This window comes from Planococcus liqunii (assembly GCF_030413595.1).
GTDB lineage: Bacteria > Bacillota > Bacilli > Bacillales_A > Planococcaceae > Planococcus > Planococcus liqunii.
In genome coordinates this window covers 283151-295431 of sequence record NZ_CP129238.1, presented here as the reverse complement: position 1 = coordinate 295431, position 12281 = coordinate 283151, and the positions used below count along the sequence as shown (strand labels likewise).

Below are 12281 nucleotides of genomic sequence, written 5' to 3'. Positions count from 1 at the left end.
GGAGCTGTTTTCTCCGCATTTTTATGTGAGGTTTGCTTGTTTATCCACTTTGTACGTAAACTCCACTACAACTGATTTCCCTGCAGCTACCCGAACACTAAATTCCACTTCGCTCGTGTTTTTGACTTCGTAATCGTGGGTTGAAGATTCCATTTTCCAAAGCGGTTCATAGATGGCGTGGCTGATATCGATTCGGATATTTTCTTGTTTTCCGTTCCGCAATTCATAGCGATAGGTGACGTATTCCTGGCCGCCCCGTTTTTCGCGTGCCATTTCACGGCTCTCCGAAATGACATCAAATGCTTCGCCGATTAGCAGCGTCAGCTTTTCATCGATGGGTGTGTGGCCGATCGCATCTTCCCCTGTGAATTCCAGTTCTCCATCGCGGTCCAGCTCATAAACTTTCACCACACCCTTAGGCAAAGGGATGCCAAGGCTGTTCTCTTCGGTATTGGAAATGAGTAAGCCCAACTTTGCATGCTTACTCGCCTTTTGTACTTTGTAGACTTTTTTGAAAGCAATGTCTTGAGCTGACAAAAAGCTGAATTGTTTGGACTGCCCGTCCAATAAATCCAATTGATGACCCAAAGTATACACCTGGTTGTCGGCGAAACGGCGCTTTTCAAAAGACTCACGTACAGGCATGCTTTTCGCGAGCAGCATGTGTGCTTCTTCGTATAACTGGCTTGAGCCTTGCCGGTTTATTTGGCCGGCAACAAGCTTCAGCCGCGTATCCTGAAAGTCTACGCCTGTTTGGTTATGGATATTCATCCAGCCAGCCAAACTAAAGGTTTCGCCCCGAATTTCCAGTACATAGTGCACTTCCCAGTCCAAGCCTTGCATCAAATAGGAGACATGGACTTCTCTGTTCAGCAGTTCCGGAGCAATTTTCCAGCTAACCGATGGCTTCAGTTTAAAGCTTTCCGGCATCGGCGGCAGGATCAATTCACCAGCTGGATTCATTAGAATTTCCAGCGTCTCGATGCGTTCACCGATAATGCCAGGAGATACACTCAATAGCCGCATCTGTGTTTCTTCCCCCAACTCCAGGTTTCGGATGGTCACCATATCGCCAATATACGACTCCAGCAGCCTGCCGCTGGCCAGAAGGCCTGGATCGTAAATTTGTTCAACCATAGTTAATCCACGGACCACAATGGAAACGGGTTCAATCTGTTCGGCTATATCCAGAAAATGCACTTCTTCAATTATAGATTCCGTTACAAGCCGGCGCACTTCTTTCACAGCTGCAAAACCATCCATATAAAGCGTCAGACCGAGCGATTGCCTATCGTTTTTAGTGGATTGAAATTCCATCTCGACACATCCTTTGCCCCGCAGTTTTTCCCTACTTACCGCTAGTTTAACACCGAACACCAAGAATTAAATATTTTTTCTGATAATTAAAAAGTCACCTTGTATTTTGTTGATTCCAGTTTCGCTCTTTATCCACACTCTATCGAAATCGGCCATTCTGTTTTAAACTAAAAAAAGGAGGCGAAGTTAATGACCTTAAAAATGTTTGCAAGCGACAATAATTCAGGAATCCACCCAGCCATTCTCGAAGCCATAGCAGAAGCCAACAGCGGCCATGCCCCGGCTTATGGCGCCGACTCTTATACAGCGGACGCCATCCGCAAATTCAAGGAACATTTCGGCGAAGAGTGCGAAGTGCTGTTTGTGTTTAACGGCACCGGCGCCAATGTTACCGGCTTAAAAGCAATGGTGCGCTCTCATCAGGCCATTATCTGCACGAATGGCGCCCACATCCATGCCGATGAAGGCGGGGCTGCCGAAGGCTTTATCGGCGGAAAACTGCTGACGGTTCCGTCTGTAGACGGCAAGCTGACAGTCGACGGGATTGCCGAGCAATTGCACCATATCGGCAACCAGCAGCGAAGCCAGCCAAAAGCTGTTTCCATTTCACAATGCACCGAACTTGGAACCGTTTATACAATCGAAGAAATCAAAGCCATCACTTCTTTTGCTCATGCGAACGGCCTCTACGTGCATATGGACGGCGCTCGGCTCAGTAATGCAGCGGCCTACCTTGGCTGCACGTTCAAAGAAATGACCGTGGATGCCGGCGTCGATATGCTGGCGTTCGGCGGCACCAAAAATGGATTGATGCTTGGCGAAGCCGTGGTGTGCTTCAATAAAGCACTGGCGTCGGAATTGACCTACATCCGCAAACAAGGCATGCAATTGGGTTCGAAAATGCGCTTTATTGCAACTCAATTTGAGCGTTTACTGACGGATGATTTATGGCTTGAAAATGCCCGCCATGCCAACCGGATGGCACAGTTGCTGGCAGATGGTCTGCAGAAATTTCCGGATACCGCGCTCACCCAGCCGGTTGAATCAAACGCCGTTTTCATTTCCCTGCCAATAGAGCAGATTGGCCAGCTCCAAAAAACTTATGCCTTTGCCTTATGGAATGCGGCCATCAACGAAATCCGGCTGGTGACTTCTTTTGACACCACCGAAGAAGATATTCACGAGTTTCTTTCCCACGTCGAAAAAACCTATTCCTAAACACAAAAACCACTTCAGCGATTGAAGTGGTTTTTTAAATACGCAGTGACCGCCGTGCGGCAGCTTTCCGACAGCGGAGACTTTTCAGGGTGCACCAATTCTCCGTAAAGCAAGTCATTCAAAAACCTGACTTCTTCCCGGAACTGGCTGCCGGTTTCCGCATCCCGTACTTCCAGTTGAATGTAAAGCGAGCTTCCCTGTTCTACGTAATCAATGATGGAAATTTGGTGTTTCATTTATTCAACTCCTTTATTTATTAGCTTAGGGGCGACTCTGAGTTGGATACGAGCGACTTCAACGGTTTTATGAGCAACTTGCTTCCGAATACGAGCAACTTTCGTGATTTACGAGCAACCCAGCCCGCCCGGCCCAAAAAGAGCCCAAAAGCTCAGCAGCTTTTGGGCTCTTCTCCTTTAAAATAATCCAATCGCTTTGCCGTCTGCTCCAACGTCCATCTTCAAGGCAGCCGGCTGCTTTGGCAAGCCGGGCATTGTCATGATGTCGCCGGTCAGGCAAACTAGGAACCCTGCTCCAAGTTTCGGCATGATTTCACGGACAGTGATTGTAAAGCCTTCCGGCCGCCCAAGCAATTTCGGCTGATCCGATAAGGAATACTGGGTTTTCGCCATACAGATCGGCAACTCATCCCAGCCGAACTTCTTCAATTCTGCCAATTGCTTTTGTGCGGCATCTGTCAATTGGACATCCGCACCGCCGTAAACTTTCTGTACGATTGTCCGAAGTTTTTCTTCCACGGAATCGGTTTCATCATAGAGGCGCATAAAGTCTTTCGGCCGCTCCAGTTCCTGCAGGACCAGTTTGGCCAATTCCAAGCCGCCTTTTCCGCCTTGTTCCCATACATTCGTCAACGCGACCTGGACACCTTCGGCCTTGGCCCAGCTGAAAATTTCAGCAAGTTCAATGTCTGTATCTGTGATAAAGCGGTTCAATGCAACAACCGGTTCGATCCCGAACTGGCGAACGGTGTCTACATGCTTGGCCAAATTGACCATGCCGCGTCTTACCGCTTCATGGTTTGCTTCTGCCAATTCCGTTTTTGCAACGCCGCCGTGCATCTTCAGCGCCCGTACCGTTGCGACAATGACCACAGCATCCGGATGAAAATCGCCTTTGCGGGATTTGATGTGCATAAATTTCTCAGCGCCCAAGTCCGCCCCGAATCCGGCTTCCGTCACGACAACATCAGCCAATCTTCTGGCTGTCTGGGTGGCCACAAGCGAGTTGCAGCCGTGGGCAATATTGGCGAACGGTCCGCCGTGGATAATCGCCGGCGTCCCTTCAATGGTCTGCACCAGATTCGGTTTGAAAGCATCTTTCAATAACAGCGCAAGCGCACCTTCAACGCCCAAGTCGCGCACCATCACCGGTTCTTTCTGGTATGTGTAGCCAACGACCATCAGGGACAAACGCTCTTTTAAATCTTCTAATGAGGTCGCCAGGCACAAGACGGCCATGATTTCAGAAGCGACCGTTATATCAAACCCGTCCTGCCGGGGAACACCTTGCGTAGGCCCGCCTAGGCCGATCGTCACTTCACGGAGTGCCCGGTCGTTGATATCGAGCGCACGTTTCCAAGTGATGCGCCGGGGGTCAATGTTCAGCGCATTGCCTTGGTGCAAGTGGTTGTCAATAAACGCAGCCAGGGCATTGTTTGCCGAGGTAATGGCATGGATATCCCCTGTAAAGTGTAAGTTGATGTCTTCCATTGGCAGCACTTGCGCAAAGCCTCCGCCCGTCGCTCCACCTTTTACACCCATCACCGGCCCTAAGGACGGTTCGCGCAACGCGACAACAACGGATTCTTCCAGCTGCTTTAATGCATCAGCCAGTCCAACTGTCACGGTTGATTTCCCTTCCCCGGCCGGCGTCGGACTGATTGCGGTGACGAGCACTACTTTCCCAAGACTTTCCGCAGGCGGCAATAAATCGACATTAATTTTTGCTTTATAATTTCCGTATTGTTCAAGAGCTTCACCCGGAATTCCCGCGCGCTCAGCGATTTCTTGTATCGGCAACATTTTTGCATCCATAGCTATCGACAAATCCGTAAATGCCATCCATTCCCCAACTTTCAATTTTTTCTTTTATTATAACCTGCAAGTGCAAAAAACAAAAAAATAACCGTCCCTTGCATCAGCAAGAAACGGTTCATTGAATCTATTATTGTTTTTTAGTCAATTCTACATGTTTTTCTTTGTTAGGCTCTTCGTCCGCTTTAAACTCTTCGGTTACATCATCCATGATGCCTTTTGTTGAGTTTTTGAACTCTCTCAAGGTTTGTCCTGCTGCACGCCCCAATTGCGGCAATTTAGCTGGCCCAAAAATAACCAAAGCAATGATAAGGATTAAGATTAATCCCGGTACGCCGATGTTTGGCATAAGGTTCCCCTCCTGTCCGTAAGTAATATTATTCTTTTAACGCCATTTCTGCAACTCTTTTGTTCGTGCGTTTTACCGTCCAGCTCGAAATGACGATGCTGACTTCAAACAAGATGAGAAGCGGTACGATGATCAAAATATCCGAGATAAAGTCCGGAGGTGAGATCAGCACCCCAAGGACCACAAGCCCGAAGTATGCCACTTTCCGCATTTTCCGCAGCGATGCCGGCGTTACAATTCCCAACTTCGTCAAGAACATAATGACGATCGGCATCTCAAACACAATGCCCACCGGTATGACCAGATTAAACAAAAAGCTGAAATACTGATTCATCCCATACGTTTCGGTCGCCCCGATGGATTGGTTGATGTTCGACATGAAATTCAACATCATCGGGAACATGATGAAATAACTGAAACTTACCCCTGCCAGGAATAAAAAGAAAGAGGCCGGAATGAACCATGCGGTCCCTTTTGCTTCCGCTTGTGATAAGCCAGGTCTGACGAACAGCCAAATCTGGTGCAAGGCAATCGGCAGCGTGATTAAAATCGCCAACAGCAACGCACACTTAAAGTAAATCATGATGCCGTCCGTAAAGCCGAAAACGTTCCATTCGACATTTGCAGCGGTAGGCTGCATTTTAATAAAATTTAAAATTCTCGTTGCAATCGCAAACCCAATGCCGAGAGAAACGACAAAGGCTAATGAGATAATGACCAGGCGTTTTCTTAACTCGGTTAAATGCTCAACAACGGTATATTCCTGCTCCATATTTGTTAACCACCTATTTTTGCTAAATATAAAAATTCAGTCACTGGCCACTACATAACAGCTGCACGTTAAACAAACCATTCAATCGTCTTTTTGGCCTTGCTTTAAAGAAGGTCTTTCGCGCTTCAATTCACTAGTTATTATACGCTACACAGCTTATTTGTAAATCATATAGCCCGTATTTCAGCGAATTAACAAAGTCAGGTGTGAACAAAATGACAAAACATCCCAACGTCCTTACTTCTTAAAAAAACAGCTTGAAGATTCCCGCTTATGCTTCGCAATTAGAAGCGCTTTTCAACAGCAAGAGGCACCGTTCAACTCGTTCAAACGGCGCCTTCTTTATTGAAATACAGATTTCCTGCATCCCTACTTCAACTCTTTCTCATGAACAACCACGATTTTATTATCCACGCGCTCTTTTGTTTCGGCTTCTTCCGCTGTTTCATCCATCAACTCTCTGGTTGAGCTCTTGAACTCGCGCAGCGTCTGCCCTACGGCTCTTCCGAGTTGCGGCAACTTGGCTGGCCCAAAAATAAGCAGCGCAATAATAAGAATCAGGATCAGTCCTGGCACGCCAATATTCGGCATTCTGTTCGCCTCCTCCTTAAAAATTTTCTTGCTTTTCACCTATAATATTTTGCCGTTTTAATGGCATGGCTTTAAAATCTGCAACCGTAAAAGAAGACAATTCTAAAGTTGGATAAATGAAAACTAGCGATTGACGTTTGATTGCAAATGTTATTATACTCTTCATTGACGATTTGTAAATCATATACTTATGGTTATCCATTACTTTTTAAAAGAAAGCGGGTGAATAAAATGACAGAATATCATAACGAGGAATTGAGATTGATTAACCAAATGCTGTTGGCTATTTTTCTAATTACGGATTTTGCCTATTTTCTTTTTTTGCACAACTCTCCTTTCCCATGGTTCGCATTGGCAGGTACTGCTATTGGACTAGCCATTATCGTGTTTTGCTGGTCCGGTACCAAATACCTTCTTTTTAACATTATGCTTTTATTAAGCGCCGCTGTATTTTCTCTGGCATATAATTGGAGCTCTATTTTTTGATGCACCGAATTCCTCTCCAAGGCTTCCGCAAATGCGGAAGCCTTTTTTAAATCCTCTCTTTTTCTTATTCATATACAAATGGTTATCAAAGGATACACATATTGATATTTTATTTTACGTTGTCAGAAGTTTATAATCTAAGGTTGTGTACGAGTGTATAACTACTTTTTATCCGGAAATAGCGTTGTGGCCAACTTTGAATATAGCAGTACAGTGGTCATTCAAGATTGAAAATAGAACTGGAGGCATTTATATGGCGGAACATGAAAACGGCAAAATCAGCCAAAGAGGCTCTACGCGCCGTGTTTTTCTAAAAAATTCAGGATTAACGGTAGGCGGAGTAGTACTGGGAGGAGCTCTTGGCAGCCTGCTCGGTGGAAGTTCAGAACCCGCTTCGCATACAGCCCCAGCGGCTCCCGCTTTGACCGTTAACCCTGCTGAAGCTTTGATGTTTTTCACACCTGAACAATATCAGCTGACACAGGCAGCAGCCGAACGCATTTATCCAAAAGACGATAACGGGCCTGGCGCAATGGAATTGAATGCAGCGATTTACATTGACCATCAATTGGCAAGCCCATGGGGTATCAACTCCAAAGAATACATGGCGGGTCCGTTTTACAAAGCGGAAGAAACGCAAGGAAGCCAAATCCGCATCCTTCGCAAAGATCTTTTCCTGCTCGGCTTGAAATCGCTTGATGCTTATAGCTCAAAGAAATTTGAAAGCAACTTCATCGATTTAGCTCCTGAAGACCAGGATCTCGTCTTGACTGACTTTAGCGAAGGCAAAGCTCCGGATATTTCCGGCGTCAAATCCACTCTTTTCTTTAACCTGCTGCGTTCAATGACAATTGAAGGCGTTTATGCCGATCCGGTTTACGGCGGCAACAAAAACATGGAAGGCTGGGCCATGCGAAAATTCCCGGGATCCCGAATGACATATACGCAGGAAATCCAAAAAGAGCAATTTGTGAAATTAGATCCTCAAGGCTTGAACAGCCATATGAGTCATTAACGAAAGGATGAACAAAGATGGCTACAAAATTACCTAAAGTACCAGTTGTTGTCGTAGGCATGGGATGGGCCGGCGGTATTGTCGCTTCCGAACTGACCAAAGCAGGCATCAAAGTGGTCGGATTGGAACGCGGGAAAGACCGCAATACCAGCGATTACGCAATGGGGCATGACGAACTTCGCTATCAGCATCGGGAAGAGTTGATGCAGGATTTGTCCAAGGAAACCATTACCCACCGCAATAACGAAAAAATGCGTGCCCTTCCGATGCGCGATTATGGAACATTTATCGTCGGAGACGGCGTCGGCGGCGCAGGAAGCCACTGGAATGGCCAGACTTACCGCTTCCTTCCTTATGACTTTGAAATCAAAACACTGACAGACAAAAAATACGGAGCCAACAAACTTAACCCTGAATACACGATTCAGGATTGGGGCATGACGTATGGCGAGATTGAACCTTATTACGATACGTTCGAGAAAATGGCAGGAATCTCTGGTGAGACAGTCGAACTTTACGGCAAGCGTTCAAACCCTTATCCTACAGGGCCGATGCTAAAAACCCCCATCATGAACATGTTCGAGAAAGCGACGAAGAATCTGGGCTACACACCATACGTCATTCCTTCAGGAAACTTGTCGGAAAGCTACGAGAACCCCGATGGCATCTCGCGGGCGGCTTGCCAGTACTGCGCTTATTGCGAAAACTTTGGCTGTGAATACGGAGCCAAAGCCGATCCCGCTGTGACGGTCATTCCAGTAGCCAAGAAAACCGGCAACCTGGAACTGCGTACGCATTCGAATGTTATTGAAATCTTAAATGACGGGTCAAAAGCATCCGGCGTCATTTACGTTGACACAATTACGGGGGAAGAATTTGAACAGCCGGCTGATGTCGTGGTTGTTGCAAGCTATGTTTTCAACAATGCGCGCCTGCTGCTCAACTCCGGCCTTGGAAAACCTTATAATTCAGCTGACGGCACCGGTGTCATTGGCAAAAACTATTGCTACCAGGTCAGCTCCGCTTCTTCCATGATGTTCTTCGAAGACAAGGAATTTAACCTGTACGGCGGTGCAGGTGCATTAGGAATTGAAATCCCTGAATTTGTCGGCGATAATTTCGATCATTCCGAGGTGAACTTTATCCACGGAGCCGGAATCCGGGTGACGCAATACGGCAACCGTCCGATTGCCAATAACGTGGTTCCTAAAGGCACACCTTCTTGGGGAGCGGAATTCAAGGACCAATCGATTAAATACGCAAACAGCTTTTTCCCGGTGAAATCCCAAGGGGCGAGCATGCCTTATCGCTACAATTATTTGGACCTTGACCCTACTTACAAAGATGCATACGGCAAGCCCTTGCTTCGCATGACATTTGACTACACCGAACAAGACCGTGAACTGGTGAAGTACATGTCGAAAGTGACGCATAAAATCGCAGAAGAAATCGGCGCGGACATTATTGACACCAATGAAAAACAAGGCGATTTCAATGTCAATAAAGATACCAATACACACAATACAGGCGGCGTAATTATGGGATCAGACCCTGAAACATCCGCTCTTAACAGCTATCTTCAAATGTGGGATGCGGAAAACGTCTTTGTGGTCGGAGCGTCCGCGTTCCCCCACAATAGCTCTTTCAACCCTACCGGCACGCTCGGGGCACTTTCATACCGGGCAGCAGAAGGAATTCAGAAATACATCAAAGAAGGCGGGTCTCTCGTCTAATATCATGAAAAAGGAGCTGCCCCATGTCGGGCAGCTTCTTTTTATCCAGTTGCAGATTCCTGCTTCCGTGTATTAAACTAGGTCAGATATACAGGGCAGTGAAAAAGGAGTGTGCAGCATGGATTTGTTGCAATTAAAGTACTTTCAGGAAGTCGCCAAACATCAGCACCTGACAAAAGCAGCCCAGGAGTTGAACGTTTCCCAGCCCGCTTTAAGCAAAATGATCTCCAAACTGGAACAGCGGCTGGGTTATCAGTTGTTTGACAGGGCCGGCCGCCAAATCCGCTTGAACCATTTAGGCAAAGCTTATTTGAAAGTGGTTGAAAATGTTTTTCATGAGCTGCAAAAAGGCGAAAAAGAATTGGCTTTCTTGACCGAAAAGCAAAACGAACTGATTACTGTCGCAGTGACCATCCCTACCATTTTGCCTGAATTGCTCGGCGGTTTTTTGCAAAAACATCCAAAAGCCCGATTTCGCCAATACCAGGCTTTTGCTGAACGGATGAACAGCCAGCTAGAAAGCGGTGAAATCGATGTAGGCATTTCCACTTTTCCAATTGAAGGCGAAAACGTTGAATGGTATCCCATTATTGAAGAAGAGATTTTCCTTGCCGTTCCCAACTCCCATCCTTTAGCGGATCGGGACGAAATCCGTTTGATTGAAGTTAAAAACGACCCTTTTATCGTCATGCCTCCCGGCTACGGATTCCGGGACATGACCGAACAGTTTTGTTCACAAGCCGGCTTTTATCCGGATTTCGCTTTTGAGGGCGACGAAACAGGCGTCACTTATGAATTGGTGGAAAAAGGGCTGGGGGTAGCTTTTAGCCCTTCTTTGATCCGAAGCTCGCGGCTCTCATCCTTGAAAGTCAAAGAATTGCGGCTCACAGAACCAAGGTGCACCCGTTCAGTCGGATTGGTCTGGCACAAAGAAAGGGCACAAACAGATACCGTCAAAGAATTTATTGCCTACACCATCGGTTTTCTGGAACGAAAGAAAGAAATGGCCGAGCAAACTACAACAAAACCAAACTAATCGTTCCCATATCTTGCATTCGAAGACGACTCCACAACCTTAATCATTCTGCAAAACAACCGCCCGTTAATTTCACGGGCGGTTGTTTTGGCGCTTTCGGTTTTGCTTATTTTTCTTTTTCGGTTTTCACTTCTTCTTTTGCATCTTCCATAATGCCTTTCGTCGAGTTTTTAAACTCTCTCAGCGTTTCACCGGCAGCACGTCCCAGCTGCGGCAATTTGGCTGGCCCAAAAATGATCAAAGCAATCACAAGAATAATAATCCATTCGGTTGGTCCGATATTTGCCATAAGGGGCTCCTCCTTAAAGTGAAATAAGTTCAATTCAGTAAGGCGTCGGTGCACTATTCTGGCTGATGGAATCATCTCTGCAAATCTGTAAAATGCGTTATGGAAAAAGTACTGGCACGGAAGAACTTTTATATAATAAGTTATAACACGAATTGAAAGACTATTGAAACTATTTATGAATTAAAAGTGGAAATCCTCTTTCGCCTTTAATTCCGGAAAATCCTTTTCAATTACATGGTCAAGCTCGAATTCTTCAAGCTGCTCATATAGCTCTTCTTCGTCTGCTATGTGCAGGCTGGAATCTTCTGAATGAAATTTCCTGCGATATTTCAAAATGTATTTTTTTCGTCCATTTTTCTCTACGCTGTAAATATCAAATGGCTCATAATTTTTGACATTCCGCAGGTTTTGATTTTCAAGGACCGAAGCAATATCCATTTTTTCCAAATGAGTATACAGGAAGCCTTCCGAACGTTTTCGCTCAGCGGAAATAAAACTCATTTTGGCATGATGCCGATTGATGAAGCGCTCCGATAAATTCTGATGAAAAGAAATCGTTTCCCACTCTACGTGGCCGCGGTGCTTTTCGATAAAACGCTCTGACAGGATTTGAACTCTTGTCACTGTATGCCAATCCACTTTGTCCGCATGGCGGTCAATCAATGACATCGGCAAAACTTGGCAAAGCGACAGGCAACTCCAGGATAACTTATCTTGATGCCTTTCCATAAAGGCAGGCGACAAACCCTTTGCATTCGCCAATTCCTGCTTCATTGAAACAATGGTCCAATATTCATCTATATCAAAGTCTTTTCCTGCTCTTTGCAATGTTTTCAATTGGCGTTTGCTCAGTTTTTCATGTGCTGGCTCCCACTTTTCTTCGGCTGCGAATTCCTCGATAAACTGCTCCGATACTTTTTGCTCTGCCAGAACCGGCTCCCAAAACAGGCGGCCGCTAAATTCCCGGATAAAGGCTTCTGACAGCTGTTGGTGTTCCGACAGCAATCTCCAATTGACCTGCTCTTCGTTTTCACGGATAAACTGTTCGCTCAGTTTTTCCTCTTGGCAGATTTTATTCCACTGCACAGCCCGTTTATCTTTATATCCTTTCGCTTCCATCAGTTCTGTTAACGAATTGAACATAACCCCACTCTCTTTCCGCATGCTAGATTGTGTCCATTTTATCACGTTGCTAAACCCTTTCAACCAAAAACCCTGCAGGCCGGTTTATCGGCTTGCAGGGCAGTAATCATTATTTGTTTTCCTGATCCTCATTGTCCAAGTCGTTCTGTTCCCGCCGTTCGTTAGGAAAACGTGTCTGTTCTTTCACTTCTTGTGTTTCTTCCCTAAATTCCTGTTTTCGCACCGTGTCTTTTAGTTCTTCTAAGTTTTTATCTCTAGCCATGTAATCCCTCCTCTTACTG

13 protein-coding genes are annotated in these 12281 nt (G+C 46.0%); 4 read left to right on the top strand and 9 right to left on the bottom strand.

Features of this window, described 5'->3' with window-relative positions; all coding sequences use genetic code 11:
- Window positions 1-21 precede the first annotated feature (21 nt).
- Window positions 22-1317: a DUF4139 domain-containing protein gene (locus tag QWY22_RS01580; protein ID WP_300982629.1), complete on the bottom strand. Its 1296-nt coding sequence runs from the start codon at window positions 1315-1317 to the stop codon at window positions 22-24.
- 189 nt (window positions 1318-1506) lie between these two features.
- Between QWY22_RS01580 and QWY22_RS01575 the strand changes: the two genes are divergently transcribed.
- Window positions 1507-2535 (top strand): threonine aldolase family protein, encoded by a 1029-nt coding sequence (locus QWY22_RS01575; protein WP_300982628.1) that lies wholly within the window; start codon window positions 1507-1509, stop codon window positions 2533-2535.
- 14 nt (window positions 2536-2549) lie between these two features.
- On the opposite strand, the gene QWY22_RS01570 is transcribed toward QWY22_RS01575, so the two are convergent.
- The 5 genes from QWY22_RS01570 to tatA (QWY22_RS01550) form a co-directional block, all read right to left on the bottom strand.
- Window positions 2550-2771 carry a hypothetical protein gene (locus QWY22_RS01570; RefSeq protein ID WP_300982627.1) on the bottom strand — a complete coding sequence of 74 codons (222 nt, stop codon included), beginning with the start codon at window positions 2769-2771 and terminating at the stop codon, window positions 2550-2552.
- A gap of 177 nt (window positions 2772-2948) precedes the next feature.
- Window positions 2949-4613, bottom strand: coding sequence for a formate--tetrahydrofolate ligase (locus tag QWY22_RS01565; RefSeq protein WP_300982626.1), 1665 nt, complete (start codon window positions 4611-4613; stop codon window positions 2949-2951).
- Window positions 4614-4716: 103 nt separating this feature from the next.
- Window positions 4717-4935 carry a twin-arginine translocase TatA/TatE family subunit gene (tatA, locus tag QWY22_RS01560; protein WP_300982625.1) on the bottom strand — a complete coding sequence of 73 codons (219 nt, stop codon included), beginning with the start codon at window positions 4933-4935 and terminating at the stop codon, window positions 4717-4719.
- 28 nt (window positions 4936-4963) lie between these two features.
- The gene (gene tatC, locus QWY22_RS01555; protein WP_300982624.1) at window positions 4964-5707 is read right to left on the bottom strand and encodes a twin-arginine translocase subunit TatC; all 744 of its coding nucleotides are present in this window, start codon (window positions 5705-5707) and stop codon (window positions 4964-4966) included.
- Window positions 5708-6076: 369 nt separating this feature from the next.
- A complete protein-coding gene (gene tatA, locus QWY22_RS01550) occupies window positions 6077-6298 on the bottom strand; it encodes a twin-arginine translocase TatA/TatE family subunit (RefSeq protein WP_300982623.1) in 222 nt (73 codons plus the stop codon).
- A 739-nt stretch (window positions 6299-7037) separates the two neighbouring features.
- Here tatA (QWY22_RS01550) and QWY22_RS01545 point away from each other — a divergent pair.
- The 3 genes from QWY22_RS01545 to QWY22_RS01535 all read left to right on the top strand — a co-directional run bounded on the left by QWY22_RS01545 (window position 7038) and on the right by QWY22_RS01535 (window position 10568).
- Entirely contained in the window at window positions 7038-7799 is a 762-nt protein-coding gene (locus tag QWY22_RS01545; RefSeq protein ID WP_300982622.1) for a gluconate 2-dehydrogenase subunit 3 family protein, read from the top strand.
- Between the two features lie 17 nt (window positions 7800-7816).
- Window positions 7817-9532: a GMC family oxidoreductase gene (locus QWY22_RS01540; protein WP_300982621.1), complete on the top strand. Its 1716-nt coding sequence runs from the start codon at window positions 7817-7819 to the stop codon at window positions 9530-9532.
- 118 nt (window positions 9533-9650) lie between these two features.
- Complete coding sequence (locus tag QWY22_RS01535; RefSeq protein ID WP_300982620.1) at window positions 9651-10568, top strand: LysR family transcriptional regulator; 918 nt, start codon at window positions 9651-9653, stop codon at window positions 10566-10568.
- A gap of 106 nt (window positions 10569-10674) precedes the next feature.
- Here the strand turns inward: QWY22_RS01535 and tatA (QWY22_RS01530) are convergent, their stop codons facing one another.
- The 3 genes from tatA (QWY22_RS01530) to QWY22_RS01520 form a co-directional block, all read right to left on the bottom strand.
- Complete coding sequence (tatA, locus tag QWY22_RS01530) at window positions 10675-10857, bottom strand: twin-arginine translocase TatA/TatE family subunit (RefSeq protein WP_300982619.1); 183 nt, start codon at window positions 10855-10857, stop codon at window positions 10675-10677.
- A 180-nt stretch (window positions 10858-11037) separates the two neighbouring features.
- Window positions 11038-12000: a hypothetical protein gene (locus tag QWY22_RS01525; RefSeq protein ID WP_300982618.1), complete on the bottom strand. Its 963-nt coding sequence runs from the start codon at window positions 11998-12000 to the stop codon at window positions 11038-11040.
- A 109-nt stretch (window positions 12001-12109) separates the two neighbouring features.
- Complete coding sequence (locus tag QWY22_RS01520) at window positions 12110-12262, bottom strand: hypothetical protein (protein ID WP_157833097.1); 153 nt, start codon at window positions 12260-12262, stop codon at window positions 12110-12112.
- Between the last annotated feature and the right edge of the window lie 19 nt (window positions 12263-12281).

What these genes read in the sequence shown, in the direction of transcription:
- QWY22_RS01570 (WP_300982627.1), bottom strand. Translation starts at nt 2,771, where the DNA reads ATGAAACACCAAATTTCCATCATTGATTACGTAGAACAGGGAAGCTCG.
- QWY22_RS01565 (WP_300982626.1), bottom strand. Translation starts at nt 4,613, where the DNA reads ATGGCATTTACGGATTTGTCGATAGCTATGGATGCAAAAATGTTGCCG.
- QWY22_RS01580 (WP_300982629.1), bottom strand. Translation starts at nt 1,317, where the DNA reads ATGGAATTTCAATCCACTAAAAACGATAGGCAATCGCTCGGTCTGACG.
- QWY22_RS01525 (WP_300982618.1), bottom strand. Translation starts at nt 12,000, where the DNA reads ATGTTCAATTCGTTAACAGAACTGATGGAAGCGAAAGGATATAAAGAT.
- QWY22_RS01540 (WP_300982621.1), top strand. Translation starts at nt 7,817, where the DNA reads ATGGCTACAAAATTACCTAAAGTACCAGTTGTTGTCGTAGGCATGGGA.
- QWY22_RS01535 (WP_300982620.1), top strand. Translation starts at nt 9,651, where the DNA reads ATGGATTTGTTGCAATTAAAGTACTTTCAGGAAGTCGCCAAACATCAG.
- QWY22_RS01575 (WP_300982628.1), top strand. Translation starts at nt 1,507, where the DNA reads ATGACCTTAAAAATGTTTGCAAGCGACAATAATTCAGGAATCCACCCA.
- QWY22_RS01545 (WP_300982622.1), top strand. Translation starts at nt 7,038, where the DNA reads ATGGCGGAACATGAAAACGGCAAAATCAGCCAAAGAGGCTCTACGCGC.
- tatA (WP_300982619.1), bottom strand. Translation starts at nt 10,857, where the DNA reads ATGGCAAATATCGGACCAACCGAATGGATTATTATTCTTGTGATTGCT.
- tatA (WP_300982623.1), bottom strand. Translation starts at nt 6,298, where the DNA reads ATGCCGAATATTGGCGTGCCAGGACTGATCCTGATTCTTATTATTGCG.
- tatA (WP_300982625.1), bottom strand. Translation starts at nt 4,935, where the DNA reads ATGCCAAACATCGGCGTACCGGGATTAATCTTAATCCTTATCATTGCT.
- QWY22_RS01520 (WP_157833097.1), bottom strand. Translation starts at nt 12,262, where the DNA reads ATGGCTAGAGATAAAAACTTAGAAGAACTAAAAGACACGGTGCGAAAA.
- tatC (WP_300982624.1), bottom strand. Translation starts at nt 5,707, where the DNA reads ATGGAGCAGGAATATACCGTTGTTGAGCATTTAACCGAGTTAAGAAAA.